Raw genomic sequence first — 25,118 nt, 5'->3', positions numbered from 1 at the left:
ATGGCCGGAGGACTTCGTGGCGGGCTAGGACGCCGGTTCCTGGGCCGGCGGAGACGGGCGGCGCCCTCTTCGCCACAGGAGCGAGCCCCCGATCGCCGTCAGAGCGACCAGGGCGAGGGCGGGGCCGCCCAGCGTGAGGACGCGCTGGAGAGAGGTCGCGGCGGCGTATCCGACGCCCGCTTCCGCCGTGGCCCACACACAGGCGGCGACGACACTGTACGGAGCGATGCGCCGGTAGGGCAGGCGGGTGGCACCCGCGGAGTGCGGGGCGAGGGTGCGCACCACCGGCACGAAGCGGGCCACGAAGACCGCCCGGCCGCCGTGGCGCGTCATCAGCGTCTCGGCCCGGCCCCACGCGGCATCCGGAACTCGACGGCCCATGGAGCCGCCGCGGAGCCGGTCACCGAGGTACCTGCCGGTGCGGTGGGCGAGGAAGTCACCCGCCACCACGGCTCCGGCCGCGGCCGCGATGACGAGAGGAAGGCTGACCTGGCCGCTGCGGGCCAGCGCGCCGGCGGTCAGGAGCAGGGTCAGCGTCGGGACGAAAGCGCCGACGAGAAGGACCGACTCGGCCAGGACCGCGGCGGCCACCACCGTGTACGCCGCAACCGGCGAGAGGTGGCCGAGGATGTCGGAGAGCGCGTTCACCGACTCGCCCTGTCCAACCGCGGCACGAGCTGGTCCGTTTTCGCGGGGACGAGAGGGCGTCGCAGATGCCAGACGTAGGCGGGGGGAAGGTTGGCCCACACCGTCCAGCGGCCCGTGGCGTAGGTGCGCTGGTAGGTGGCCATGATCTCGTCCACGGCGGCGTGGCGGCGGGCTTCGGCCCGCGATGCCGTCAGGGCGCGGGCCCTGCGGGTGCCGAGGTAGGCGAAGTAGGTCAGCGTTCCGCCGGGGTGGAGGAGCTCCAGGTAGCGGGCCATGATGCGCTCGACCTGCGCGGGCGTGAAGTTGGTCAGGGGCAGCCCGGAGACGATGACGTCGTACCGCTGGTCGGTGTCGAGCTGCTCGACGTAGGTCTGATAGATGTTCACCTGCGCGGACGTGGCTGTCAGGTGCGGGTGCGTGGCGACGAGGGTGCGCAGTCGCGCGGCGAAACGCGGGTTGGCCTCGACGATGTCCAGGCGGCTGCCCCGGGACAGCCGCGGTATCAGGGCCCGGGTGACCGGGCCGGTGCCGGCGCCGGCTTCCAGGACTGCCAGCGGGTGGGGCGCCTGAGCCCGTACGGGGTCGGTGAGCACACGGGCCAGGGCCTTGCCGCTGGGGGCTATGGCACCCGTGGTGCGCAGATCACGGGCCGCTTCGATCAGGAACATGCAGCCTTCGGTGTTGCGCTGCGTAAGGAAACGGTCGTGGGAGGTGGTCCGGTGGTTCATGGAATCGACGCTAGATTCCCGCGCCAGCCATGGGATCCGTCGTACGGCGACGACTTCCCCCTACGAAAGTAGGGGGTGGATACCATCGATCGTCGGACGGAACAGCGCACCGGTCTGCCTAGGATGGCGCAGGTGAGCAGCAGAGAAAGCCGCAGATGGGCGGCCTGCGCGCGTGGGGCTCTCGTGGCCCTGTGCGTACTGGCCGCCGTGCTGAACGACGCGGCGGTCCAAGGGCGCTACCTGGCCCCTCTCATGGCCACAGCGCTGGTGTGCGGAGCAGCCCTGCTCGTGCCCCGGCTGCGATGGCCCGCCGCGCCGTTGCTGGTCACCGTGGCCACGGCGTGGTGGGGATCGTTGCTGCTGCCCATGCTCGCAGTCGTCCTGTACGACCTGGCCGTGGACCGCCGGGCGCGGACGGCGGTGGGCTGTGCTGTCGCCGCGCTGGGCGCCAACCTGTTCAGTTACCGGGCCACCTCCCTCTGGACGGGCCAGTCGTACGCGGCCACCGTGCTCCTGCCCGTCCTGGCCGTGCTCGTCGGGCTGTGGCTGGGCAGCCGGCGCCGCCTGCTCCTGGCGCTGGCGGCCGACGTCGAGCACCTGAGTGTCGAGGCACAGCTGCGCGAGGAGACGGCCCGCATCACGGAACGGTCCCGTATCGCCGCCGAGATGCACGACGTCCTGGCTCACCGTCTGAGCCTGATCGCCCTGCACACCGGTGTCCTGGCCAGCAGGAGCGACACACTGCCCGCACCCGTCGCCGAACGCCTCGGCCTGCTGCGCACGACGTCCGTCGAGGCCCTCACCGATCTGCGCGACGTTCTCGGTGTGCTGCGCGACCCCGACGCGACGCCGGCCGGCGTCGCCCTCACGCCGATGATGAGGGAAGTAGGGGAACTGGCCGACGAGGCCCGCGCCGCCGGCCAGCACATCGAGCTGACCACCGACGGCCTTCCCGACCAGGCGCCCACCACCCACCGTCTGGCCGTGTACCGCATCGTCCAGGAAGCACTGACCAATGCCCGCAAGCACGCCGACGGCGCTGCGGTGACCGTACGCATCGACTACGGGCCGCCCACCACACTCGTCGAGGTCACCAACCCTCCTGGCACTCCCCGCACGGACACGGTCGGCAGCGGGTACGGGCTCATCGGCCTGCGTGAACGCGTCACCGCCCTCGGCGGGCACCTGGACTCCGGACCGGCGGGCGCGGGCGCCTGGCGGCTGGCCGCACGCATCCCCCACCCCGCCGGCATCGAACAGAACGGCACCCGCACATGATCCGCACCATGATCGTCGACGACGACGCCCTGGTCCGCCTCGGCCTGGCCGACCTGCTCGACGGCGACCCCGGCATCGAGGTCGTCGCCCAGGCCCCCGACGGCCTGAAGGCCATCGAACAGGCCACCGCCCACCGCATCGACGTCGCCCTCGTCGACGTACGCATGCCCCGCATGGACGGCATCACCGCCACCGCCCGTCTGCGAGCCCTTCCCCACCCGCCCAACGTGATCATCCTGACCACCTTCGACCTCGACGAGTACGTCTACGACGCCCTCGCCGCAGGAGCCGACGGATTCCTGCTCAAGGACACCGACCCCGCCGAAATACTGCGCGCCGTCCACCTGGTGGCCGCCGGCTCGGCCATGCTCCACCCCACCGCGGCCCGCCGCCTCATCGACCGTTACCACGCGGCCAACCAGCCCGAAACAACCGCCGCCAAAGCCCGGCTGGACCGGCTCACCCCCCGTGAACGCGACGTGCTCACCCTCCTCGCCCACGGCGACACCAACGCCGACATCGCCACTCGCCTCGCGATGCGCGAGAGCACCGTCAAGGCCCACGTCAGCCGTGTCCTGACCGCGCTGGAAGTCACCAACCGCGTCCAGGCCGCCCTGCTGGCCCGCGACGCGGGACTCACAACCTGACGAGCGGCGGCCGGGACCACGGAAGACGAGGTCCGACACCGCGCCGAAACCGTCGATTCGCCGCTGGGCGCTCGCCCCGGGACAGGAGCCGGGCCAGGGTGAGTTGGGAGACTGTGGCACCCTTGGCCGCCGCGAGCTCGGCGAGCCGGTCGACGGCTTCGACGTTCTTCCCGAATTGCCCGGCTGCCGGCGCGGGTCGACGTTGCGCATGGCGCGCCCACCGAGGTCTTCACACTGGTCACCGGGTCACAGTGCGCGGAGAGGCGGCCGAGCGGGGGCGTACCCGTGGGGGTCGTGCCCGGGTCACCGGCGCCGTTCGCGGCGTCCGGCGTCACCTCGCCGGTGTTCAGGTCGATGAAGACCGAGGTGACGTCCTGGAACGGCCGGCCCGAGGTCGGACCTGGAGGCATCACCCGTCCGTCAGGGCGCACGGTGATGCGGTTGCAATCCACAGAAACCGGCCGAACAGGACGCACAGCCACGCCAACCGACTTGTCATCCTATGAATTTCTCCAACTCCCCTCTCTGCGTACACCGTTGACAGCGTCGCGACTCCCATCGATCATCAGACATCCGATGAATTGGAGCCGCTCATGGGTACGTATCCGAGACGCCAGGTCCTGGGCGCCGCGGCCGGAGTCGCCGCAGCAGCAACCCTTCCCCTCACGTCAGCCGCCGCGCACGCCGCCGAACCACTCACCGAGCACGCCGGTCCGTGGGCTCCCGTCCCCGACCCCGTCCCGGTCCCACTCGACTCCCTCTACGACAACGACGGGGTCGACACGGCCTCCGCGCGCGGCGGTGACTTCGACGGCTCGGGCTACACGTTCCCGGGCGAGGAACTGCCCACGGGCCGTGTCGAGGTCGACGGCACACCCTTCGTCTTCCCGACCTCGAATGCCGGCGCGAAGAACAACGTCGTCGCACTCGGGCAGCGCGTCGAACTGCCCGAAGGCCGCTACCTCTCGGCCGCCTTCCTCACCTCGGGCAGCTATGGCAACGCCTCCGGCAAAGCCACGGTCCACTACACGGACGGCTCGACCACGACCGCCACCCTCGGCGGATCCGACTGGTACGCCGCGGGCGGATCCCTGTCGGTGCCGTACCGCTATGCACCGGACGGCACCAAGGACGAACACCGTGTGGGGATCGGCACGTCCGAGCTGTGGCTCGACCCACAGCGGGACGCCGTGGCGATCACGCTCCCGGTGACCAACCCGGCGCAGGCGAACAAGGCGTCGCTCCACGTGTTCGCGCTGTCCCTCCAACCTGCCGCTCAGGGACGCGCGCTGGTCCTGCGCGGGGCCCGGTCCACGGACTCGCTCCTGGAATCGTCCGGCGCCCAGAGCGTCGAGGCCACCGTCGTCAACGCGGGAACCGTCGCCGTCCTGGCCGGAGACGGCGTGTCGGTGCACGTCGACGTCCCGGGAGCGCGCACCGTCGAGGCCGCTCGTGTCCGCCGCCTGGACCCCGGCGAGCAGGCCCGCATCCGCGTGGGTATCCGCAACCGTGCGGGCACCGCCCCCGGCACGGCTCGGGACGGCTCGGTGACCGTCACCGGACGCGGAGCCCAAGTCGCCTCGCAGAAAAGCCGGTTGACCCTCGGTGTCGCCGACTACCAGCCCACTGCCTCTTCTCTCTCCGGCCACCAGGCGCCGTACTGGTTCCAGGGCGCCAAGTTCGGCATCTTCATCCACTGGGGCGTCTACTCGGTGCCCGCCTGGTCGCCGGTCGGCAAGCAGTACGCCGAGTGGTACTGGAACCACATGCAGGATCCCCAGAACGCCGTCTTCGCGTACCACCGCGAGAAGTACGGCGAGGATTTCGCCTACGACGACTTCATTCCGCTGTTCACGGCGGAGAAATTCGATCCGCGCGCCTGGGTGGAACTGTTCCGGGACGCGGGCGCCGAATACCACGTGCTGACCTCCAAGCACCACGAAGGCTTCGCCCTGTGGGACACGAAAGTCTCCGATCGCAGCTCCGTGAAGATGGGCCCGAAACGCGACCTCGTCAAGGAACTCTTCGACGCGTCCCGCCGCTACACACCCGAACTCCACCGCGGGCTCTACTTCTCCATGCCCGAGTGGTTCAACCCGGACAATCCCTGGATGGGCCACGCCCCGCGCAATCCGTACACCCAGAAGCCGGTGCCGTACACGGGCTACACCGCAGGCAAGGACTTCGTGAGGGACTACCAGGCCCCACAGATGCTGGAGCTGATCCAGGGCTACGACCCGGAGCTCATCTGGTGCGACATCGGCGGTGCCAACGACAGCCTCCATGTCCTGGCCGAGTACTTCAACCACGCGAAGAACCGCGCCCGGCCCATCGAGGTCACCGTCAACGACCGTTCGGGCATCGGCTTCCACGACTTCACGACGCCCGAGTACACGACGTACGACAACACGGTCGTCGCCAAGTGGGAATCCAGCCGCGGCCTGGACCCGTTCAGCTACGGCTACAACCAGGCGACCCCGGACGACGCCTACATGACGACCGAAGCGGTGGTGCACAGCCTCGTCGACATCGTCTCCAAGAACGGCAACTTCCTCCTCGACATCGGCCCGCGTGCCGACGGCACCATCCCCGAGATCATGCAGACCCGGCTGCGTGAGACAGGCCGCTGGCTGCGCACCAACGGAGAGGCGATCTACGACACCACGTACTGGTCCCGGATGGCCGAACTGGGCGAGGACCTGCGGTTCACCGTCCGCCCGGACGACGCCTTCTACATCCACTCCCTGGCCAAGCCGGGCGCCAAACTCACCGTCCAGGCGCCGATCCCGATCCGCAACGGCGACAAAGTGACGATGCTCGGCCACGGCCGCCCCCTGACATGGACGCTCAGCAACGGGGCGCTGGTGATCGACGTCCCCGAAGCCGCACGCAAGGCGGGGCAGCACGCGTGGGTCTTCAAAGTGCACTGGCGTGCTCAGTGACAGTAGGCGGTGGATTCGGACCGGCCGACGATCCTCACCGGTCGTCGCGGTAGCCCATCGGGTCGGTCGGTCCCACACCGAGCGCGGGACCGACCGACCTTCACGTGCCGGCCGGCCGGATGTCGGCTGGAAGACACGTCCTACTCCGCACCCGCGGGATTCACGGCGCCCGACTCCACCGGGACGGTGACATCCCTCGGGGGTCTGCGGGGATGAGACTCGCGAAGGCGAGGATGAGGGCACCGGCGCCGACGCCCAGGGCGATACAGCCAGGGCCAGGACAGCACGCAGGCCGTTCGCCGTCGGGATGTGCACGCCATGGAAGTCGCTGCGCGAAGGTGTCGATCTTGTCGAGGCGGCCGAACGGCTGCGGCTCGTCGTGGACCGAGTCCTGCCGTGCCCCAGCGCGCTGGAACCTCAGAACGCACTCGCAACCGGTCGGCACCTCGGCAAGATCGTCCTCAAGGTCGGCTGAAGGCTCTGGCCGCAACGCGACACGCGCCGTGCGAAGAGGGAACCAGCCCCACCTCTCCCCACGGCGCGTGTCTCGTCAGGCCCTGCTCAATTCGGCTGCGGCAGCAGCACGTACCTTCAGACGGCTGTCCGTTCGGCGAATGCCCGCAGAACGTTCGCCGCGTCGTCGAGCCATCTTGGTCGCTTCGCCGGCCAGTACCGGGAGCTCTACGGGGACTCCCCGTCACAGACCATGCGCCATTCCGGCGAGCCTCGCCCCCCTCGCACGGGGGTCTGCCCGGCGGGACCCCCAGGAGCCGGGCGTCCCGCCGGAGGTACTCCGCCCGCGCTGCGCCCGTGCTCCGGCGAGCGCGACCTCAGTCGGCTGCGACGTTCGACGTCAGCAGGCGGAGCAGCCGCTTGGCCAGGGCGTCCTGTTCCGGCGTGAGGCCCATGGCGGCGCCGATGGCGAGGGGCACCGTGCCCGCCCGTTCCCGCAGTCGCGCCCCCGCCTCGCTCAGCCGGATCGACACGGACCGCTCGTCGTCCGCCCGCCGCTCACGGTGCAGCAACCCGCTCGCCTCCAGGCGCTTCAGCAACGGCGACAACGTGCTGGACTCCAGCTGGAGAGCGGCGCCCAGCTCGCGCACCGAGATCTCGTCCTGCTCCCACAGCACGAGCATGACCAGGTACTGCGGATACGTCAGCCCCAGCTCGTCCAGCAGCGGCCGGTAGCGCGCCGTCACCGCACGGGAGGCGGCGTACAGGGCGAAACACAGCTGGTCGTCCAGGAGCAGTGACCCCTCGGCCGGTTCGGCGGCTGGACCCACAGTGCGACTCCCGGTTTCCGTGCTCATCATGGACGTACACCACCCTATCGTTCGAGTCCTCTCGATTCTATCGCTCCCACATCAGTTGCGCACGACTTAATCGCGCGCTACTGTCCATGGTGTGTCGCTCCTCCGGTCCGGAATCCCCGCCGGAGCCCGCCCGCGGCACCCGACCCGAGGAGAGAGCCATGACCGGCACCCGTCCCGTTCTGGAACCAGCCGCCCAGTCCTTCGCCGAGGCCACAGCGAACCCGCCCTACCTGTTCGACCTCGGCCCGGTCGACGGTCGTACGACCGTCGACGAGGTGCAGTCCGGCGAGATCGTCAAGCCGGACGTCGACGAAGAATGGGTCACGGTGCCCGGCGGCCCCACGGGCAGCGTCCGCGCCCGCATCGTCAGGCCGGCCGGCGTCGAAGGCACCCTGCCGGTGATCGTGTACATCCACGGCGCGGGCTGGGTCTTTGGCAACGCTCACACCCACGACCGCCTGGTGCGCGAACTGGCCGTCGGCGCCGGCGCGGCCGTCGTCTTCCCCGAGTACGACCTCTCGCCCGAGGCCCGCTACCCCGTGGCCATCGAGCAGAGCTACGCCGTCGCCCGCTGGATCGTCACCGACGGAGCCGGGCACGGGCTGGACGCCTCCCACATCGCCGTGGCCGGCGACTCGGTCGGCGGCAACATGAGCGCGGCCCTGACGCTCATGGCCAAGGAGCGCGGCGACGTGTCCTTCGTCCAGCAGGTGCTCTTCTACCCGGTGACGGACGCCGCCTTCGACACCGGCTCCTACCAGCAGTTCGCCGAGGGCTACTTCCTGCGCCGGGACGCCATGCAGTGGTTCTGGGACCAGTACACGACCGACGAGAAGCAGCGCGACGAGATCACCGCCTCCCCACTGCGGGCCACCACCGAGCAGCTCACCGGCCTGCCCCCGGCGCTCGTCATCACCGCCGAGGCCGACGTCCTGCGCGACGAGGGCGAGGCCTACGCCAACAAGCTGCGCGAGGCCGGCGTCCCCGTCACCGCCGTCCGTTACCAGGGCGTCATCCACGACTTCGTGATGCTCAACGCCCTACGTGAGACCCATGCCGCCGAAGCGGCGATCAACCAGGCGATCAGCACGCTGCGCACGGCACTGGCCACTGCCTGACGCCGCGTCCGAGGTCTCCCGGCTCATGAGCCCGGGAGACCCGTGTCGTCGAGTGCGCGGATGACCGGAAGGGCGAGCCCCCGTGTTCATCCGCTCTCTGGAGACGGGTTTTGCAGGTGGGCAGACTGAAACGTGCCGTCCATGGTCTCAGCGGTTCGGCCGCGGGTCGGGCTTGGGCGCCGGATGGGCAGCCTGCTCGCTGTCGATGGTGGCCGCCCAGCCGGCGAGGAGTCCGAGCGCGTCCTCGGAGGGCGAGCCGGGTTCGGGGCTGTAGGAGAGGAGGGTCAGGCCGGTGTCGGCCTCGATGGACATCAACTCGTAGGCCAGGGAGAGGCCACCGACGACGGGGTGGTGGAACTCCTTGACGCCGTTGCGGTGCACGTGCACGTTGTGTGCCGCCCAGCGGGTGCGGAAGAACTCGCTGCGGGTGGACAGCTCGCCGACCAGGTCGGTCAGTGCCCTGTCATAGGGATTGCGGCCGGCTTCCCAGCGCAGGACGGCGACGGTGTCGTTGGCGACGTCCTCCCAGTTGGCGAAGAACTCCTGGGCTTTCGGGTCGAGGAAGACGAACCGGGCGTTGCTGACGGGCAGGGGTCGGTCCTGGAGCACTGGTGAGAACAAAGCCCGGCCCAGGCGGTTGGCGGCCAGGGTGTCGGAGCGTGCGGTCCACACGAGGGCCGGAATGGCCAGGGCGTCCAGGACGCGCTGGACGGCGGGACGTACCTGAGCTCTGGCGGCCCGCCGGGGGCGGACGGTGGCGTTCGCGGCGCGGACCAGGTCGTTGGGTGCGTTCGGCGTCGGTGAGCCTGAGCGCTCGGGCGAGGTTGTCCAGGACACTGTGGGAGACCCCGCGGCCGTGGCCTGGACGCAGACCCTCGCGGTGAATGTCGCCGGGGCCGTGGTCGCAGCCCAGACGGTCCTTCCCCACCTGCGGGACGGCCAGGGCAGTCTGCTCTTCACCGGCGGTGGCCTCGCCCTCCAGCCGTCACCCGCATACGCCACCCTGTCGGTCGGCAAAGCCGCACTGCGCGCCTACGTCCAGATCCTCCACGACGACCAGCGTGACTCGGGCGTGCACGCCTCCACGGTCACCGTCCGCGGCTTCATCGGCGGCGAGGACCCCCGCTTCGCCCCCGACGTCCTGGCCGCGGCCTACCTCGACCTGCACCACCAGCCGAAGGACCAGTGGCAGGCAGAGCTCGTCTACGCCTGACCGACCGCTCCTGTGAGGGTTGAAGCGGTTCATGCCGTCACGCCGCTTCAACCCCGTACGCCCGGGATACCCACCTGATCCGCGTCGGCCAACCGATACCCGTCGACCGGCTGGACGCGCCCTCGCGCCGGTCGAAACGGCGGACGCCTTCCCCGGGGGCAGCAGGCTCACTCGTGAGCCGGGCGGCCAGGTGGAACCGAGCTCCCCGTCGGCCCTCTCCCTCACCGAGTGCGTCGAGGCGATGGCCGCCGACCTCGCCGTCCTGCGCGAGCCCGTCGAGCGGGCCGGCCTGACACTCGTCGGACTGGGCCTCGACCCGTACCGCGAACCGCCTCGCGTACTCGACCACCCCCGTTACCAGGCCATGGAGAGCTTCTTCGACCGCGGTGCTCCTGGGGCCGCGCCATGATGCGACGCACCGCGTCCGTGCAGATCAACCTGGACAGCGGCGACGACTCCCACAGCGTCCGCGGCTTTCGCTCCCACCGGGAACTCGCCCACCGGATCGGCCCCGTCCTCGTCGCCGCTGTCGCCAACTCCCCGCTGCAGAACGGCCCTCCCACCGGATGGCTGTCCACCCGGCAGGCCGTCTGGTCCCGGATGGACGTCGGCCGCACGCACCAACCCCGCTACCACCCGGACCTCCGTGTCGCCTGGACGCACTCACGCGCTCGACGTCAAGGTGATGTGCATCCCGGGTAACGACGTGGTCCGCCTTACCAACGTGGAGTCTTCCTTGACACAGGCTGCGGTAACCCGCGCTCGTGTGGGCTCGCGTGACGCAGAGCGACCACCTGCGCAGCCCATCGGTGGAGGCACTCCGCGAAGCGCAGCGAAGTACCAAGGCCTTGGTCGCCGCCATCGGGCAGGTGCAGACCCCCAGCAACCGTAAAGGCACCAGACTCCGCTTCCTTCAGCGCATCAACCAATGACCGATGACCTCGCCCATGCGCTCGATGAGGGGCCGAGTGTCGGCGTACATGTGAACGTGGCCCTGGAAAGATTTCCGTGAAGCCGGGATGTGCCCCCGTGCGCCTGTAACACTCCGTCACGGATAGGGGCAGTGTCGGCGAGCGCCCTGACAGCGGTCCGACTCAGTGATCCTCGACGATCAAGCAGGCCCGCTCGTAGAGTCCGTCGAACCTGATTGCCTCGACGTCCGGATGGATGTCCGGTACAGCTCGATGGAGCTCATCTTCTCCGGGTTCACGGCGCCGTAGGCGTCCTTGAGGGCCTGGTTCGGACCGGGCACTTCACAGCCAGGCGGCCCAGCCCCTCCTCGCTCACCCGATTCGCACGTACAAGCGGGGACGACGGCGTCGACCTGGGGAATTACGCGACCGCTCACTGTCGCGGTCGAGGGGCCCCGACGGCTCGTACTTCCAGCACGAGCACTACGAGAACGAGGAGGCCGTCTGGAAGCACATGGAGCTCACCGCCGACGGCCAGAAGGACTGGGCCGAGGCCGCCGAGATGATCCAGCTCACGATGGTCGGCAACCTCACCCAGAAGTTCCGCGACACGTTCCTCGGCGGCAAGGGCACCGACTTCAAGCCCTTCCGCAGCCTCAGCCGCTGATACCCGGGCCGCCGGCCCATCGCCACGTACCCGCCGCAGAACCGGTCCGAACAGGCCGTCGGCGCCGGGTTCGTGGCCGTTCTGCGTTCCGGATCGCCCGCCCCCGGAGAGAAGGTCTGACTGCATGGCCGACAAACCGAACTGTTTGGTCGCCTATCGTGTCCCTATGCCTCGCCCCGCCGTCTCCCCTAAGACCTCGAACTCCTCCAGCGCCGATACCCGGCAGCGGATCCTCGCCGCGGCGAAGGATGAGTTTGCCCGGTACGGCATCGCCGGCGCCCGAGTGGACCGCCTCGCCAAGCAGGCGCGGACCAGCAAGGAACGGGTCTACGCCTACTTCAGCAGCAAAGAGGCCCTCTACCACCACATCGCCGAGAACCAAACGGCCGCGCTCATCGAGGCCACCCGCATGGACCCGGCGGACCTGCCCGGCTACGCCGGCATCCTCTTCGATCACTTCACAGCCCACCCGGACCACTATCGGCTCATCACCTGGGGCCGCCTCGAACTCGCCGACGGCGAAGCCGACAGCGAGACGGTTGACCCCATGCTGACCACCATCACCGGCAAGGTCGAACAGCTCCGCGACGCGCAGCGCGCCGGCCTGATCGATCCCGCCTGGGACCCGGTCGACGTGCTCGCCCTGATCAACCAGATCGCCACCACCTGGGCAGGTCAGCCGGAGATCGGCGCCGCCGCGGCCACGCTGGCCGCGGACACCTCCGTCGGCGCACGCCGCGCGGCCCTGGTCACCGCCGTCGAGCGCCTGTTCCCCCGCCCACGCTGAGCCTCAGACCGCCGAACTCCGAAGAATCTGGATCGTGCCCCAGCACCACTACAGCAGCCCCGCGAGCCAGGCGCCACCACCGAGGGTGAGTGCGGAGCAGGTGGCCGCTCCCATGAAGACGATCAGCGGCAGCGTGCCGTCCCCGGCTTTCCCGTGCTTCCCCGACGATGCGCAGCGTGCGCGCTTGAGCATGCGCCTCCCCAATTAGGAGCGACCGAGGATAGGGCCCGCGGGTTGCGCGAGCCCAGGGGTCTCATTTCGATGGAATTGCCCTACTGGTCATCGCCTGTCACGTCGGAGGTTGCCCTCTCCGGCATCCCGCGCGGGTGCACCCCGTCGATGACGAGTGTCAGCAGGCGGTCAGCTTCGGCTGCGCCATCATGGTCGTGTTCGGTGGCCAACGCGATGGCTCCGACGAGTTTGAGCAGCTGGGTGATGGTGACGTCGGGGCGTACGGCCTGAGCCTGGTGAGCGCGCGCGAGTAGTTCGCTGCCGGCGTTCACGATCATCGTGTGGCAGGTGTCCCCAGAGCCGGATCTCCGGCACCGGGCATAAGGGATGCCCCCAGACCCCTGTTGGTCACGGCGTGGGCGCCGACGGCCTGGAGCCAGGTGACGAGCGCGGCGCCCGGATCGGGCGCATCGGGATCCGGGCAGGCGAACTCGGCCTTGGCGGCGCTCACGATGCGTCACGGACTGACTCTGCGCGGGTTGAGGGGCTCAGGCTTCCACGCTACCCGACCAAACCGTTTGGTTTGACGCCGGGCGGTGGTCGACGTAAGCTTCAAACCGAACTGTTTGGTTTCACATCAGGAGATCCTCATGCAGCACAGGACACTCGGCACACAGGGCCTGACCGTCTCGGCGATCGGCTACGGCTCGATGGGCCTGACCATGGCCTACGGCCCCGGAGACGAGGAGGCGGGTATCGCCGCCATCCGCCGGGCCCACGACCTGGGCGTCACCTTCTTCGACACCGCCGAGCTCTACGGCTTGGGCACCGGCTCCAACGAGATCCTGGTCGGCAAGGCGGTCAAGGACTTCCGCGACGAGGTGGTCCTGGCCACCAAGTTCGGCTTCGACCTGTCCGACCTGTCCCAGGGGTTCGGCCTCAACAGCCGCCCCGACAACATCCGCAAGGTCGCCGACAACAGCCTGCGCTACCTGGGCGTCGACCGGATCGACGTCTTCTACCAGCACCGCGTCGACCCGGACGTGCCGATCGAGGACGTCGCGGGGACGGTGAAGGAGCTGATCGACGGGGGCAAGGTGAAGTACTTCGGCCTGAGCGAGGCGGGCCCGGAGACCATCCGCAAGGCGCACGCCGTCCAGCCGGTCTCGGTCCTGCAGACCGAGTACTCGCTGTTCGAGCGCGAGGTCGAGCAGCTCTTCCCGCTCCTCCAGGAGCTCGGCATCGGCTTCGTCCCCTACTCGCCCCTCGGCCGCGGCTTCATCACCGGTACGGCGAAGCCCGCGGGCCAGTACGACGCCACCGACATGCGCAACACCGACCCGCGCTGGCAGCCCGGCAACTTCGAGAAGAACGTCGAAGCCGTGGACCGACTCGACAAGCTGGCCACCGCCAAGGGCATCACCGTCTCCCAGCTGGCCCTGGCCTGGCTGCTCGCCCAGGGCGAGCACATCGTCCCGATCCCGGGCACCCGGAGCGCGGCCCGCATGGAGGAGAACGCCCACGCGGCCGACGTCACCCTCACCGAGGCCGATCTCGCCGCGATCCACGAAATCCTCCCGACCGGCGGATTCGGCGCCCGCTACGCCGAAGAGCATGCCCCCAACTGGGTCTGACCCCAACGCAACCTGACCTACGAATCGACCGCTGGTCCCGCCGCATGAACATCCGGAGCCCGGCCGCCGTCACAGGTGGGCCGTGGCGTCGCGGGCCGCGAAGGCGGCCGGGGTGAGACCCGTGCGGTCGCGGAAGAACCGGCCGACGTTCGCGGGATCGGTGAAGCCAAGGTGGTCGGCCACGGACCGGGCCTCCCATCGGGCACTTCCCAGCAGGCGCCGGGCTTCGAGCAGGCGCCGCTCGTCGATGAGCTCACGCACTCCCTTGCCGGTGGTGTCCCGGGCGGCGCGGCTGAGGGTGCGCGCCGAGCAGCCGAGCAACTCGGCATAGTCCGCGGCCCGGTGCAGTTCGCGGAAGTGCAGCTCCAGGGCTCACGCGTGTCTACCGTTGGCCATCTGCAGGTGCTCGGAGCGCCCCGTTCGCAGTACCAACGCTGCTGCTCCCATCAGCCACTGCCTTGATGCCCGCCAGAAGTCGGCATTCGGCAGTAACCCAGAACACCAGACCTGGCCTGCGAAGACGCCTGAGTAGCTGTTGTCTTTCCGGACGTGATCGGTGGGTTTCTGCTGGTCGGGCATGAACTCCGTGGTGCCGAGGAAGAGTCGGGCGTCGGGTTGATCGGGGATGACACGGAGGTGGCCGGTGGCGTCGGTGATGGGTTTGCCGGAGGCCCGCGAGACGGCTTCGCGGGTGCAGGTCGAAGAGCTCCGCGCGGCGGCGGACCGGGTGCCGGCCGAACTGGCGGAGGCAGAAGCCGGAGACGAGACAGAGGTCTCTACGAGAGCGCAACTCGGCAGGTTCTGTGACCAGAACCTGCCGCTCGGCACCTTTGTGGCCTCCATCATCGCCGAGGAGACAAACGCACACCACTTCAGCACGATGGACAGTCCACCGAAAGCAGCAGGTCAGATTCGGTAGGCGCGCACGGAGAGACTCGGCGCCGATCAGACCGAGCCACCATCAGCAGTGCCAACTCCCCCTCTTTTGCAGCAACGAAAAATCCTCGTCACAAGAATCCGGTGCCAACTATCCCCGGTATGTGACAACTGGCGTCGGTGGTCACAAAGCCCTAACGCCGCACCCTGGGCATCCCCAGCCCGATCCACGAGATGATCTCCCGTTGGATCTCGTTGTTGCCGCCGCCGAAGGTGAAGATCACCGCTGAGCGGTAGCCGCGTTCCAGTTCACCGTGGAGGATCTCGCCGGCCGAGCCCTCCTTCAGCGCGCCCGGGGCGGCGACGATCTCCAGGAGCCAGGCGTAGGCCTCGCGGCGGGCCTCGGAGCCGTACACCTTGACCGCGGAGGCGTCCTGGGGGGTGAGGGTGCCTTCCTGGACGGCGTTCACCATCTGCCAGTTGAGAAGTTTCATCGCGTCGAGCCTGGTGTGGATCTGGGCCAGGCGACGGCGCACCCACGGAAGGTCGACGACGCGGCGGCCGTCGGCGAGCTTGGTCTCCATCGCCCAGCGCTGGACGTCGTGCAGGGAGCGGATGGCCATCGTGCCGTGGGCGGCGAGGGTGACGCGCTCGTGGTTGAGCTGGTTGGTGATCAGCCGCCAGCCCTGGTTCTCCTCGCCGACGCGGTGGGCGACGGGGACGCGGACGTTCTCGTAGTAGCTGGCGGTGGTGTCGTGCGAGGCGAGGGTGCGGATGAGGGTGCAGGAGTAGCCGGGGTCGGTGGTCGGCATGAGGAGCATGGTGATGCCCTTGTGCGGCGGGGCGTCCGGGTCCGTGCGCACGGCCAGCCACACCCAGTCCGCCGTGTCACCGTTCGTCGTCCAGATCTTCTGCCCGTTGACCACGTACTCGTCGCCGTCGCGTACCGCCCGCGTCTTCAGGGCAGCCAGGTCGGTGCCCGCCTCCGGCTCGCTGTAGCCGATCGCGAAGTCGATCTCACCGGCGAGGATCTTCGGCAGGAAGTACGCCTTCTGCTCCTCGCTGCCGTACCGCATGATCGTCGGGCCGACGGTGTTGAGCGCCATCAGCGGCAGCGGAACACCCGCCTGGGCTGCCTCGTCGAAGAAGATGAACTGTTCCATCGGGGACAGCCCGCGCCCCCCGTACTCCTGCGGCCAGCCGACGCCGAGCCAGCGGTCTGCGCCGAGGCGGCGGATGGTCTCGCGGTAGAAACGCTTCTGGGCAACATGGTCACTGAAGCGCGAGTAGGCCCGCTCCGGCACCAACTCGGCGAAGTAGGCTCGCAGTTCGGTGCGCAGCTCTTGCTGCTCGGGCGTGTATTCGAGATGCACGGCGCCTCCTGCTGGCTCCCCAAGGCCGGACCTGTCGGCGCACACGGTAGAACGTGTTCCAGAAATTGGGAATGGCGGTGCGTGTACCGGTGCACACACGCCCGAGGGGGTCCCGGCTGTCCGGGACCCCCTCGGGGCAGTGCGGCGAACCGCTCAGTGCGCCACGGGTGTCACCCGCGGCTCGGTGTCACTCGCACCGACGGCCGCTGCCGCCCTCGGAACCAGCAGCCGTTCCGCCAGCAGTCCGAAGACCAGGCCGAACGTGGTCCACATGGTCGCCTGGATGGCGAGCGTGGCCACCCGGTACTTCCACAGCAGGCTCGCGGAGAAGCCCTGCGGAACCTCGTTGGTGAACGACGGCAGGAACGCGTACGCGAGTCCGACGGCCAGGACGAAGAAGGCGACCGCGGCGAGGGTCGCGTTCCAGTTGCCCAGGCGCGGGGCGAGGCGCTTGCCCAGGATCACCGCGCCGACGGCCAGCAGCACGCTCAGCGCGACCATCAGGAAGAACAGCGCGGTGCGCTGGTCGAGAGTGTCGGGGTCGCCGACGGCGGGCGGGTTGGCCGGGTACTTGAGGAACGGCACGACGTACACGGCGAGCAGTCCGGCCCCCGCGAGGAGCAGCGCGGTCGCGCGCGGCCCGAAGCGGCCGATCCGGCCGAGCGCGAAGCAGTACGCGAGGGCCGCGATACCGCCGAACGCGACGCCGTACACGAGGACACCGGTCCCCAGACCGACGGTGGACTGCAACGCGCGGGAGACGAGAGCCTGTTCGGCGTGCCCGTGGGCCTCGTGCATCTCCTCGAACGCGATGGCGTCGTCGACGAGCGGCTCGGCGAAGAGATACGCGACGACCCAGACGAGCACACCCGCGACGAGGCCCGCGAGCATGCCGCGGACCAGGAGGTTTCGAACAGTGGTGGAGTTCATGAGCTCGTACGTTTCCCCGCCTTCGTCAGTGGCAGGGGAAGCCGAGCAGGTGACGGGCGTCGTGCACCCATTCGTGCACGCCCTCGCCGGAGACCACGGAGGTGGCGCCCTGTTCGGCGCCGACGAAGTAGAGCAGCACCAGCATCAGTACGCCGAAGAAGACCGCCCAGGGGGCGATCGCGCCGATCGGCAGCTTCTCGGGTACGGCGGTGGGAACGGCGGTCGGCTGGACTGCGGACTGGGCCATGACAGGACCTCCTGGGGGAACTCGCGTCCCGTATCGGTGGTGCAGAGGACGACAGTCACGGGTCTGACTTGCCCCCGGACCGCACCAGGCGGGTGCGTACGGGGCTTACAGTGGCGCGACCGTGCCGGATTCCCACCGGCTTCCGTCGAACCGTCGTCAATATCGACGAGAACGTACCGCGAAGCGGGGGTCCGGCCAAGAGCGCATGGGAGGGCGTACGGCGCGCCGGTGCGCCGTACGCCGCCTCAAGTGCCGTACATGACAACGATATTGGGGCGGAATGAGAGCGGGAGCGACCGGATGACAAGCCGAGTGATGTTGATCTCACCGGCGATCAGCGCGGCCCTGCGGGAGGCGCGTTTCGACGACGACTGTCCTCTGGACGCGGCGGGCCTGCGGCTCGCGCGGGCGGCGGCGGGGGCGCTGCCGCCGGTCTCCCGGGTCTGGGTCTCCCCCACCGCACGGTGCCGTGAGACGGCTCGGGCGCTGGGCCTCGACGCCGGTCCGGTGCCGGGCCCGGCCGGCCTGGACGTGGGGCGCTGGCGCGGGGCGACCCTGACCGAGGTGACGGAGAAGGAACCGGAGGCGCTCGCCCAGTGGCTGACGGATCCTCAGTCGGCCCCGCACGGAGGTGAGTCGGTCCGCGCGGTCTGTGACCGGGTCGCCCGTTGGCTGGACGACACGGCGGCGCAGGTCACGGGCCGGTCCGTCGCGGTCGTCGAGCCGGAGGTCGTACGCGCGGCGGCGGTACGGGCGCTGGGGGCGCCCGAGTCGGCGTTCTGGCGGATCGATGTTCCGCCGTTGACGGCAACGGAGTTGAGCGGCCGGGCGGGACGCTGGAACGTACGGGTGGGCAGGCAGCTCGGAGCGCCGCACGAGGAGTCGGCCGGGGCGCCGCACAACGACTAGGGAGCGGCACGGACGCGAACCCACCGGTTCACGGAACGCCGTGTCCTACCCGCCGTCGCGCCCGGAGCCCGGCGCCTGGAGCGTCCATGCGAAGTCCGTGCACGCCTGTGCGCACTCGCGGCATGCCTTCGCCGCGTCCTCGCCACCGGGGTATTCGTCGAAGACCTGGGCGGTTTCCAGGCAGACCGTGCTGCACCACTCCAGTTGGACGCGGAGGGCGGCCTCGTCCAGGTCCACCTGTTGGGAAAGCAGCCGGCACGTCGTGTCGCACACCTCCGCGCACAGAATGCCCTTGCGGCGCGCGAGGGCCTCGGCGGCGGGTCCGTCCGGGTCCGCGAGACTCGCACGGAGTGCGCACGCCCGCGCGCACTCGGTGCACGCCTGGGCACAGACGAAACGGTCCTCCAAGAACCGGAAGAGTTCCTGTTGCGTAGTTGTAGGGGTCACGCCGATCGAGTTGCCGAAGCGGCGCCCGCCAAACCCTTTGTCGTCAGCTGTCGTAGTCGACCGTCAGCGTCTCCGAGACCGGGAACGACTGGCAGGTCAGGACGTAGCCCGCGGTGACCTCCGCGGGTTCGAGGGCGTAGTTGCGGCGCATGTCCACCTCTCCCGAGGTGACCAGCGCCCGGCAGGTGCCGCAGACGCCGCCCTTGCAGGCGAACGGCAGGTCCGGTCGGGTCCGCGCGGCCCCGTCCAGGACGGTCGCCTCCCGGGACAGCGCGGTGGTGGTGGAGCGGCCGTCGAGGGTGATGGTGACCCGGCTCACCGGGCCCTCGGCCACCGCGTCCGTGTGCTGGACCTGGCGGACCGGCTGGTCGTCGGCGTAGAAGAGTTCCTGGTGGACCCGGTCCGCGGGCACGCCCAGCTCCACCAGCAACCGCTGGGCGTCGCGGACCATGCCGTGCGGTCCGCACAGCCACCAGTGGTCGGTGCCCGGCACGTCGACGAGGCCCGCGAGCAGTGCGGCGAGCCGTTCGGCGTCCAGCCGCCCCGACAGCAGCTCGGCCTCGCGCGGCTCACGCGACAGTACGTGCGCCAGCTGGAAGCGCGTACGGTACAGGTCCTTCAGGTCCGCCAGCTCGTCGGCGAACATCACGGTGTCCGTACGCCGGTTGCCGTACAGGAGGGTGACCTGTGAGTGGTCGTCGGCGGCCAGGACCGACTCGGCGATCGACATCATCGGGGTGATGCCGGAGCCCGCGGCGATCAGGACGTGGCGGCCGGACGCGGCCAGGTCGGGGGTGAAGGCGCCGGCCGGGGTCATCACGTCGAGCACGTCACCCGGGCGCACCTCGTCGACCAGCCAGGACGAGAACAGGCCGCCGGGCACCACCCGTACGCCGATGCGGGGTTGTTCGCCGGCCGGGGCGCAGATCGAGTACGACCGCCGCTCCTCGCGCCCCTCGAACTCCCGGCGCAGGGTGAGCGACTGCCCCGGCGTGAAGGCGTACTCGGCGGCCAGGTCCGGCGGCACCTCGAAGCCGACGGCGACGGCGTCCGAGCACAGCCGTCGTACGTCGGCGATCTTCAGGGCGTGGAAGACCGGGCGGCGGCGCACGGGGGCCGTGGGCAGGGTGGTGGGCGCGGCCATCAGATCTCCTTGACGTACTCGAACGGCTCGCGGCAGGCGTGGCAGCGCCACAGTGCCTTGCAGGACGTGGCGGCGAAACGGGAGGTCTCCTCGGTGTCCGCCGAGCCGCAGCGGGGGCAGGCCACCGTGCGCCGGACGGGCAGCAGCGAGAGGGCGACCGGGCCTCGTGGTGCGGCGCCGGGCGGGGCGATGCCGTGCTCGGTGAGCTTGCGGCGACCGGATTCGGTGATCCAGTCGCTGGTCCACGGCGGGTTCAGCACCGTACGGATCTCCACGCGCGTGTACCCCGCCGCCCGCAGCCGGGCGGCGACGGCGGCCCGCATCTCGGCCATGGCCGGGCAGCCCGAGTAGGTCGGGGTCAGGCTCGCCACCACCGTCCCGTCCCCGGTCACCTCCACACCGCGCAGGACGCCGAGGTCGGCCAGCGTCAGCATGGGCAGCTCGGGGTCCGGCACGTGCTCGGCGATGCTCCGGGCCCGCTGGACGTCCTCGATCCGGGGCGCGGTCACCATGTCGCCTCCGGGTGGGCGCGGGCCACGCTCTGCAACTCGGCGAGCAGCGGGGCGAGATGCTCGGTGTGCTGTCCGGCGCGCCCGGCGCCGTGCGCCGCCGGAATCCGCGGCATGGGCAGCCCGGCGGCTTCGGTGACCTGCCGCAGCACCCCGACGACTTCGCCCTCGACGTTGTACGCCGTGAGCAACTCACCGACATACGAGGCGACTTGGACCAGGGCCGCACGCATCCGACGGTGCGACTCGTCGGTGCCGTCGCCGAGCCGGACCGCCCATTCGGCCGCGTACTGCCGGTGGTACGTCAGCTCCTTGACGCCCTTCGCGGCGATCGCGGCGAGCACCGGATCGCGGTGGGCGGCGAGCCGTTCGAAGTGCGCGAGCCGCCAGCTGGACAGCACCAGCAGCCGCACGATCGAGAACGCGAAGTCCCCGATGGGCAGTTCGGCCAGGGTCACGTTGCGGAAGTCACCGGCGTCCCGGAAGTAGGCGTACGCGTCCTCGTCGCGCCCGGTGCCGTCGACCTGGCCCGCGCGCGCGTACAGCAGACGGGCCTGGCCGAGCAGGTCGAGGCCGATGTTGGCGAGCGCGACCTCCTCCTCCAGCTCGGGGGCGCGGGTGCACCACTGGGCCAGCCGCTGGGCCGACACCAGCGCGTCGTCGGCGAGTTCGACGCAGGCCACGGCCAGCTCACCGGCGTCGACGCCGTCGGGCACGGTGGTGTCGACGCCGTACAGCGGGTCCTCGAACCCCGTGCCGAAGGCCCAGCGGGCGTCACTGCCGTCGTCGTGCCCCTCGGCGAGGGAGAGATAGACGTGCTCGTCGTCGTGGTCGCTGTCACTGGCGCTCATGTCCGCTGCTCCTCTCCCAGGGGTGGACGCGCTAGATGTGGGGGACATCGTCGGGGATGTCGTAGAAGGTCGGATGCCGGTAGACCTTGTCGGCGCTCGGTGCGAAGAAGGGGTCCTTCTCGTCGCGTGAGGAGGCGGCGATGTGCTCGGAGCGCACCACCCAGATGCTCACGCCCTCGTTGCGCCGCGTGTACAGGTCGCGTGCGTGGGTGAGCGCCATCCGGTCGTCGGCGGCGTGCAGCGAGCCCACGTGGACGTGGTTCAGGCCGCGTTTGCCGCGCACGAACACCTCGTACAGCGGCCACTCGTTGGACAGGTCGTTGCTCATGCCACTGACTCCTTCGCTTTCGCGGTCCGTGCGCGCCGCTTGGCGGCGTGCGCCATGGCTGCCTCGCGCACCCAGGCGCCGTCCTCGTGGGCTGTCCGGCGCCGTGCGACCCGTTCGGCGTTGCAGGGTCCGCCGCCCTTGATCACGCGCATCAGCTCGTCCCAGTCGGGGGTGCCGAAGTCGTGGTGGCCGCGCTCCTCGTTCCAGCGCAGCTCCGGGTCCGGCAGGGTCACGCCGAGCTTGTCGGCCTGCGGGACGGTCATGTCGACGAAGCGCCCGCGCAGTTCGTCGTTGGTGTGCCGCTTGATCTTCCAGGCCATGGACTGCGCGGAGTTGGGCGAGGCGTCGTCGGGCGGGCCGAACATCATCAGGGAGGGCCACCACCAGCGGTCGACGGCGTCCTGGACCATGGCGCGCTGTTCCTCCGTGCCGCGCATCATCGTCATCAGCAGCTCGTACCCCTGCCGCTGGTGAAAGGACTCCTCCTTGCAGATGCGCACCATCGCGCGCGCGTACGGCCCGTACGAACTCCGGCACAGGGGCACCTGGTTGCAGATCGCCGCGCCGTCCACGAACCAGCCGATCACGCCGACGTCCGCGAAGCTCGGCGTCGGGTAGTTGAAGATCGACGAGTACTTCTGGCGGCCCTCGATGAGCCGCTCGGTGAGGTCCGCGCGGTCGGCGCCGAGCGTCTCGGCGGCGGAGTACAGATACAGCCCGTGACCGGCCTCGTCCTGGACCTTGGCGAAGAGGATGGCCTTGCGGCGCAGCGAGGGCGCGCGCGTGATCCACTCGCCCTCCGGCTGCATGCCGATGATCTCCGAGTGCGCGTGCTGGGCGATCTGCCGGATCAGCGTCTTGCGGTAGCCCTCGGGCATCCAGTCGCGCGGCTCGATCCGCCGGTCCCGCGCGATCGTCGCCTCGAAGTGCTCGGCAAGCGGCCCCTCGGAGGCCTGCCCGGCGCCGCCCGTGTCCGAGGCGGCGGAGTGTGTCGTCGTCATCGATACCCGCTCCCCAACCGACCATTCGTTCGGTACCAGTGTGACGACTTTTCCGCGCCCGCACAAGCCGTTGCCGGGAGCGTCAGTAGGTGGCGCGTCCGCCGCTGATGTCGTAGACCGCACCGGTGGAGAAGCTGACCCGGTCGGAGGCCGGGAAGGCGACCGGTTCGGCCACCGCCTCCGGGCGGCCGGTCCGGCCCATCGGGATGAGCACGTTGAGGCGCTCCAGTACCTCGGAGGCCGAGTTCTCGTTCATGGGCGTGGCGATGACGGCGGGTGCGACGACGTCGACCAGGGCGCCGCTGGTGGCCAGTTCCCTGCCGGCCGACTCGGCCAGGGCGATCACCGCGGCCCTGGACGCCGAGTAGACGGACAGCTGGGCGTTACCGCCCCTTCCGGCGTTGCTCGCCAGATTCACCACCCGGCCCGAGCCGCCTTCCCCCTACCGGTACGAAGATCCGCATGGTGTTCACGGTGGGGTCGTCCCGGTGAGCGGCTTGCCGGGTCCGACGATGCCGGCCGGGTTCACCAGGATGTCCACGGGGGTCGATCTCGGCGCCGTCGGGGGCGAGGTCGAGCGGCGTCACCTGCACTCCGCCGACCCGGAGCCGTTCGGCCGTGGCCGCGCCGAGCCCACCCGCCCCCGGTGACCAGGGCCGACCTGACGGTTGCACCGACCCTCTTGTCAGTGCGACTCACGGCTCACCTCCGAGCCGCTGGAGCCGATGAGGAAGTCCAGGTCGGCGCCCGTGTCGGCCTGCAGGACGTGGTCGACGTACAGGCGCTCCCAGCCGCGCCGGGGGTTGGCGTAGCCGCTGACGGTGGCCTCGTCGGGGGTCCTGCGGGCGAGTTCGTCGGCGGGTACGTCGACGTCGAGGCGCCGGGCCGCCACGTCCAGGTCGATGACGTCGCCGGTGCGGACGAGGGCGAGGGGGCCGCCGGCCGCCGCCTCGGGGGCCACGTGCAGGACGACGGTGCCGTAGGCGGTACCGCTCATCCGGCCGTCGCAGACCCGGACCATGTCACGGACGCCCTGTTCCAGCAGCTTCTTCGGCAGCGGCATGTTGGACACCTCGGGCATGCCGGGGTAGCCCCTGGGGCCGCAGCCACGCAGGACGAGCACGGAGTCGGCGTCCACGTCGAGGTCCGGGTCGTCGATGCGGGCGTGGAAGTCCTCGATCGAGTCGAAGACGACCGCCCGGCCCCGGTGCCGCAGCAGGTGCGGGGAGGCCGCCGCCGGCTTGACGAGCGCTCCGTCGGGGGCCAGGTTGCCGCGCAGGACGGCGATTCCGCCCTCGGCGACCAGCGGCTTCGCGCGCGTGCGGATGACCTCCGCGTCCCAGACGGTCGCGTCGTCGAGGTGGTTCACCAGCGGTTCTCCGGTGACCGTGAGCGCGTCGGGATCGAGCAGGTCACGCACCTCGCGCAGTACGGCGGACAGGCCTCCGGCGCGGTGGAAGTCCTCCATGAGGAAGCGGCCGGCCGGCTGGAGATCCACCAGGACCGGGACGCGGGAGCCGATCCGGTCGAAGTCGTCGAGCGTCAGGGGGATGCCCAGGCGTCCGGCGATCGCCAGCAGGTGCACGACGGCGTTGGTCGATCCGCCGATGGCGGCCAGGGCGACGATCGCGTTGTGGAAGGAGGCCTTGGTAAGGAAGGTGCCAGGGCGGCGGTCGGCGGCGACCATGTCCACCGCCAGCCTGCCGGTGCCGTGAGCGGCTTCCAGCAGCCGGCTGTCGGGCGCCGGGATTCCGGCCACCCCCGGCACGATCGTGCCCAGGGCCTCGGCCACCAGGGCCATCGTCGAAGCGGTGCCCATGGTGTTGCAGTGCCCGCGGCTGCGGATCATCGACGACTCGGAGCGGGTGAACTGTTCCTCGGAGAGGGTGCCTGCCCGTACCTCCTCCGACAGCCGCCACACGTCGGTGCCACAGCCCAGCGGCGTGCCCCGGAAGGTCCCGTTCAGCATCGGCCCGCCGGGCACGACGACCGCGGGCAGGTCCACCGACGCGGCGGCCATGAGCAGCGAGGGGATCGTCTTGTCGCAGCCGCCCAGCAGCACGACACCGTCGATCGGATTGGCCCGCAGCATCTCCTCCGTGGCCATCGCCGCCATGTTCCGCCAGAGCATGGCGGTGGGCCGCACCTGTGTCTCGCCCAGCGACACCACCGGCAGGTCGAGGGGGATGCCCCCGGCCTCGTACACCCCGTTGCGGACCGAGGCCGCCACCTCGTTCAGATGCGCGTTGCAGGGAGTCAGGTCAGAGGCGGTGTTCGCGATGGCGATCTGCGGTCGGCCGGTGAAGGCGTCGTCCGGTGTGCCCCGGCGCATCCAGGCCCGGTGGATGTAGGCGTTGCGCCCCTGCCCCTCGTACCACTGTGCGCTGCGAAGCTTCACCGTCGACTCTTTCCAATAATCGGTATGGTGGTCTACCCTTCGGAACCT

Annotated in this window: 30 protein-coding genes, 2 pseudogenes and 1 riboswitch; of the genes and pseudogenes, 14 read left to right on the top strand and 18 right to left on the bottom strand. The window is 70.1% G+C overall.

From position 1 onward, the window contains the following. Positions 1-24: 24 nt before the first annotated feature. On the bottom strand, positions 25-648 hold the full coding sequence (locus ACW4TU_RS42430; protein WP_457422434.1) for a DedA family protein: 624 nt from the start codon (positions 646-648) through the stop codon (positions 25-27). Continuing rightward, on the bottom strand, positions 645-1,376 hold the full coding sequence (locus tag ACW4TU_RS42425; protein ID WP_457422432.1) for a class I SAM-dependent methyltransferase: 732 nt from the start codon (positions 1,374-1,376) through the stop codon (positions 645-647). Before ACW4TU_RS42425 ends, ACW4TU_RS42430 begins: the two co-directional genes overlap by 4 nt. Positions 1,377-1,508: 132 nt before the next feature. On the opposite strand from ACW4TU_RS42425, the gene ACW4TU_RS42420 reads away from it, so the two are divergent. From ACW4TU_RS42420 to ACW4TU_RS42405, 4 genes are all read left to right on the top strand, one after another. Beyond that, a complete protein-coding gene (locus tag ACW4TU_RS42420) occupies positions 1,509-2,654 on the top strand; it encodes a sensor histidine kinase (RefSeq protein WP_457422430.1) in 1,146 nt (381 codons plus the stop codon). Next, positions 2,651-3,301: a response regulator gene (locus ACW4TU_RS42415; RefSeq protein WP_457422428.1), complete on the top strand. Its 651-nt coding sequence runs from the start codon at positions 2,651-2,653 to the stop codon at positions 3,299-3,301. The genes ACW4TU_RS42420 and ACW4TU_RS42415 overlap by 4 nt, the downstream gene beginning before the upstream one ends. A 593-nt stretch (positions 3,302-3,894) precedes the next feature. Next, complete coding sequence (locus ACW4TU_RS42410) at positions 3,895-6,243, top strand: alpha-L-fucosidase (RefSeq protein ID WP_457422426.1); 2,349 nt, start codon at positions 3,895-3,897, stop codon at positions 6,241-6,243. Between the two features lie 307 nt (positions 6,244-6,550). Continuing rightward, entirely contained in the window at positions 6,551-6,718 is a 168-nt protein-coding gene (locus ACW4TU_RS42405) for an MDR/zinc-dependent alcohol dehydrogenase-like family protein (protein ID WP_457422424.1), read from the top strand. 355 nt (positions 6,719-7,073) lie between these two features. On the opposite strand, the gene ACW4TU_RS42400 is transcribed toward ACW4TU_RS42405, so the two are convergent. Beyond that, positions 7,074-7,553 (bottom strand): MarR family winged helix-turn-helix transcriptional regulator, encoded by a 480-nt coding sequence (locus ACW4TU_RS42400; protein ID WP_457430586.1) that lies wholly within the window; start codon positions 7,551-7,553, stop codon positions 7,074-7,076. Positions 7,554-7,714: 161 nt separating this feature from the next. On the opposite strand from ACW4TU_RS42400, the gene ACW4TU_RS42395 reads away from it, so the two are divergent. After that, positions 7,715-8,674 (top strand): alpha/beta hydrolase, encoded by a 960-nt coding sequence (locus ACW4TU_RS42395; protein WP_457422422.1) that lies wholly within the window; start codon positions 7,715-7,717, stop codon positions 8,672-8,674. Positions 8,675-8,821: 147 nt separating this feature from the next. On the opposite strand, the gene ACW4TU_RS42390 is transcribed toward ACW4TU_RS42395, so the two are convergent. After that, positions 8,822-9,511, bottom strand: a complete 690-nt coding sequence (locus ACW4TU_RS42390; RefSeq protein ID WP_457422420.1) for an MmyB family transcriptional regulator — start codon at positions 9,509-9,511, stop codon at positions 8,822-8,824. A 19-nt stretch (positions 9,512-9,530) separates the two neighbouring features. Between ACW4TU_RS42390 and ACW4TU_RS42385 the strand changes: the two genes are divergently transcribed. The 5 genes from ACW4TU_RS42385 to ACW4TU_RS42365 all read left to right on the top strand — a co-directional run bounded on the left by ACW4TU_RS42385 (position 9,531) and on the right by ACW4TU_RS42365 (position 12,252). Then, on the top strand, positions 9,531-9,887 hold the full coding sequence (locus tag ACW4TU_RS42385) for an SDR family NAD(P)-dependent oxidoreductase (protein WP_457422418.1): 357 nt from the start codon (positions 9,531-9,533) through the stop codon (positions 9,885-9,887). Positions 9,888-10,077: 190 nt separating this feature from the next. Continuing rightward, complete coding sequence (locus ACW4TU_RS45685) at positions 10,078-10,296, top strand: glutamate-cysteine ligase family protein (protein WP_473965362.1); 219 nt, start codon at positions 10,078-10,080, stop codon at positions 10,294-10,296. After that, positions 10,293-10,589: a glutamate-cysteine ligase family protein gene (locus ACW4TU_RS42375; protein ID WP_457422414.1), complete on the top strand. Its 297-nt coding sequence runs from the start codon at positions 10,293-10,295 to the stop codon at positions 10,587-10,589. Before ACW4TU_RS45685 ends, ACW4TU_RS42375 begins: the two co-directional genes overlap by 4 nt. Positions 10,590-11,312: 723 nt before the next feature. Next, positions 11,313-11,465 carry a hypothetical protein gene (locus ACW4TU_RS42370; RefSeq protein ID WP_457422412.1) on the top strand — a complete coding sequence of 51 codons (153 nt, stop codon included), beginning with the start codon at positions 11,313-11,315 and terminating at the stop codon, positions 11,463-11,465. Positions 11,466-11,631: 166 nt separating this feature from the next. Next, positions 11,632-12,252, top strand: a complete 621-nt coding sequence (locus ACW4TU_RS42365) for a TetR family transcriptional regulator (RefSeq protein WP_457422410.1) — start codon at positions 11,632-11,634, stop codon at positions 12,250-12,252. Positions 12,253-12,300: 48 nt separating this feature from the next. Here the strand turns inward: ACW4TU_RS42365 and ACW4TU_RS42360 are convergent, their stop codons facing one another. Together ACW4TU_RS42360 and ACW4TU_RS42355 are read right to left on the bottom strand one after the other, a co-directional pair. After that, positions 12,301-12,444 carry a hypothetical protein gene (locus tag ACW4TU_RS42360; RefSeq protein WP_457422408.1) on the bottom strand — a complete coding sequence of 48 codons (144 nt, stop codon included), beginning with the start codon at positions 12,442-12,444 and terminating at the stop codon, positions 12,301-12,303. 80 nt (positions 12,445-12,524) lie between these two features. Beyond that, positions 12,525-12,944 carry an SbtR family transcriptional regulator gene (locus tag ACW4TU_RS42355; RefSeq protein WP_457422406.1) on the bottom strand — a complete coding sequence of 140 codons (420 nt, stop codon included), beginning with the start codon at positions 12,942-12,944 and terminating at the stop codon, positions 12,525-12,527. A gap of 129 nt (positions 12,945-13,073) precedes the next feature. On the opposite strand from ACW4TU_RS42355, the gene ACW4TU_RS42350 reads away from it, so the two are divergent. Beyond that, on the top strand, positions 13,074-14,057 hold the full coding sequence (locus ACW4TU_RS42350; RefSeq protein ID WP_457422404.1) for an aldo/keto reductase: 984 nt from the start codon (positions 13,074-13,076) through the stop codon (positions 14,055-14,057). A gap of 69 nt (positions 14,058-14,126) precedes the next feature. On the opposite strand, the pseudogene ACW4TU_RS42345 reads toward ACW4TU_RS42350, so the two are convergent. Further along, positions 14,127-14,429 (bottom strand): annotated as a pseudogene (locus tag ACW4TU_RS42345) (helix-turn-helix domain-containing protein); the annotation flags it as partial. A gap of 271 nt (positions 14,430-14,700) precedes the next feature. Here ACW4TU_RS42345 and ACW4TU_RS42340 point away from each other — a divergent pair. After that, positions 14,701-14,976, top strand: a complete 276-nt coding sequence (locus tag ACW4TU_RS42340) for a hypothetical protein (protein ID WP_457422402.1) — start codon at positions 14,701-14,703, stop codon at positions 14,974-14,976. Between the two features lie 151 nt (positions 14,977-15,127). Here ACW4TU_RS42340 and ACW4TU_RS42335 read toward each other — a convergent pair whose 3' ends face one another. From ACW4TU_RS42335 to ACW4TU_RS42325, 3 genes are all read right to left on the bottom strand, one after another. After that, positions 15,128-16,306, bottom strand: coding sequence for an acyl-CoA dehydrogenase family protein (locus tag ACW4TU_RS42335; RefSeq protein WP_457422400.1), 1,179 nt, complete (start codon positions 16,304-16,306; stop codon positions 15,128-15,130). Between the two features lie 153 nt (positions 16,307-16,459). Further along, a complete protein-coding gene (locus tag ACW4TU_RS42330) occupies positions 16,460-17,236 on the bottom strand; it encodes a CbtA family protein (protein ID WP_457422398.1) in 777 nt (258 codons plus the stop codon). Positions 17,237-17,261: 25 nt separating this feature from the next. Next, complete coding sequence (locus tag ACW4TU_RS42325; protein WP_164312959.1) at positions 17,262-17,483, bottom strand: CbtB domain-containing protein; 222 nt, start codon at positions 17,481-17,483, stop codon at positions 17,262-17,264. A 37-nt stretch (positions 17,484-17,520) separates the two neighbouring features. After that, a riboswitch (cobalamin riboswitch) is annotated at positions 17,521-17,652 on the bottom strand. Between the two features lie 131 nt (positions 17,653-17,783). On the opposite strand from ACW4TU_RS42325, the gene ACW4TU_RS42320 reads away from it, so the two are divergent. Further along, a complete protein-coding gene (locus tag ACW4TU_RS42320; RefSeq protein ID WP_457422396.1) occupies positions 17,784-18,392 on the top strand; it encodes a histidine phosphatase family protein in 609 nt (202 codons plus the stop codon). Between the two features lie 45 nt (positions 18,393-18,437). On the opposite strand, the gene ACW4TU_RS42315 is transcribed toward ACW4TU_RS42320, so the two are convergent. The 7 genes and pseudogenes from ACW4TU_RS42315 to ACW4TU_RS42285 form a co-directional block, all read right to left on the bottom strand. Beyond that, positions 18,438-18,839, bottom strand: coding sequence for a four-helix bundle copper-binding protein (locus ACW4TU_RS42315; RefSeq protein ID WP_457422394.1), 402 nt, complete (start codon positions 18,837-18,839; stop codon positions 18,438-18,440). Between the two features lie 43 nt (positions 18,840-18,882). Further along, on the bottom strand, positions 18,883-19,983 hold the full coding sequence (paaE, locus tag ACW4TU_RS42310) for a 1,2-phenylacetyl-CoA epoxidase subunit PaaE (protein ID WP_457422392.1): 1,101 nt from the start codon (positions 19,981-19,983) through the stop codon (positions 18,883-18,885). Continuing rightward, positions 19,983-20,495: a 1,2-phenylacetyl-CoA epoxidase subunit PaaD gene (paaD, locus tag ACW4TU_RS42305; protein ID WP_457422390.1), complete on the bottom strand. Its 513-nt coding sequence runs from the start codon at positions 20,493-20,495 to the stop codon at positions 19,983-19,985. The genes paaE and paaD overlap by 1 nt, the downstream gene beginning before the upstream one ends. Continuing rightward, positions 20,489-21,343: a 1,2-phenylacetyl-CoA epoxidase subunit PaaC gene (gene paaC, locus ACW4TU_RS42300; protein ID WP_457422388.1), complete on the bottom strand. Its 855-nt coding sequence runs from the start codon at positions 21,341-21,343 to the stop codon at positions 20,489-20,491. The genes paaD and paaC overlap by 7 nt, the downstream gene beginning before the upstream one ends. 31 nt (positions 21,344-21,374) lie before the next feature. Next, the gene (paaB, locus tag ACW4TU_RS42295) at positions 21,375-21,671 is read right to left on the bottom strand and encodes a 1,2-phenylacetyl-CoA epoxidase subunit PaaB (protein ID WP_164312965.1); all 297 of its coding nucleotides are present in this window, start codon (positions 21,669-21,671) and stop codon (positions 21,375-21,377) included. After that, a complete protein-coding gene (gene paaA / locus ACW4TU_RS42290) occupies positions 21,668-22,672 on the bottom strand; it encodes a 1,2-phenylacetyl-CoA epoxidase subunit PaaA (protein WP_457422386.1) in 1,005 nt (334 codons plus the stop codon). The genes paaB and paaA overlap by 4 nt, the downstream gene beginning before the upstream one ends. 82 nt (positions 22,673-22,754) lie before the next feature. Next, positions 22,755-23,096 (bottom strand): annotated as a pseudogene (locus tag ACW4TU_RS42285) (SDR family oxidoreductase); the annotation flags it as partial. 64 nt (positions 23,097-23,160) lie between these two features. Here ACW4TU_RS42285 and ACW4TU_RS42280 point away from each other — a divergent pair. Further along, entirely contained in the window at positions 23,161-23,322 is a 162-nt protein-coding gene (locus ACW4TU_RS42280; protein ID WP_457422384.1) for a hypothetical protein, read from the top strand. A 35-nt stretch (positions 23,323-23,357) separates the two neighbouring features. Here the strand turns inward: ACW4TU_RS42280 and ACW4TU_RS42275 are convergent, their stop codons facing one another. Continuing rightward, positions 23,358-25,070 (bottom strand): IlvD/Edd family dehydratase, encoded by a 1,713-nt coding sequence (locus ACW4TU_RS42275; protein ID WP_457422382.1) that lies wholly within the window; start codon positions 25,068-25,070, stop codon positions 23,358-23,360. Between the last annotated feature and the right edge of the window lie 48 nt (positions 25,071-25,118).

It is taken from the genome of Streptomyces kryoterrae (genome assembly GCF_054072135.1).
Note: the sequence above shows the minus strand (reverse complement) of the source record. Positions and strands in the feature narration are given on the sequence as shown.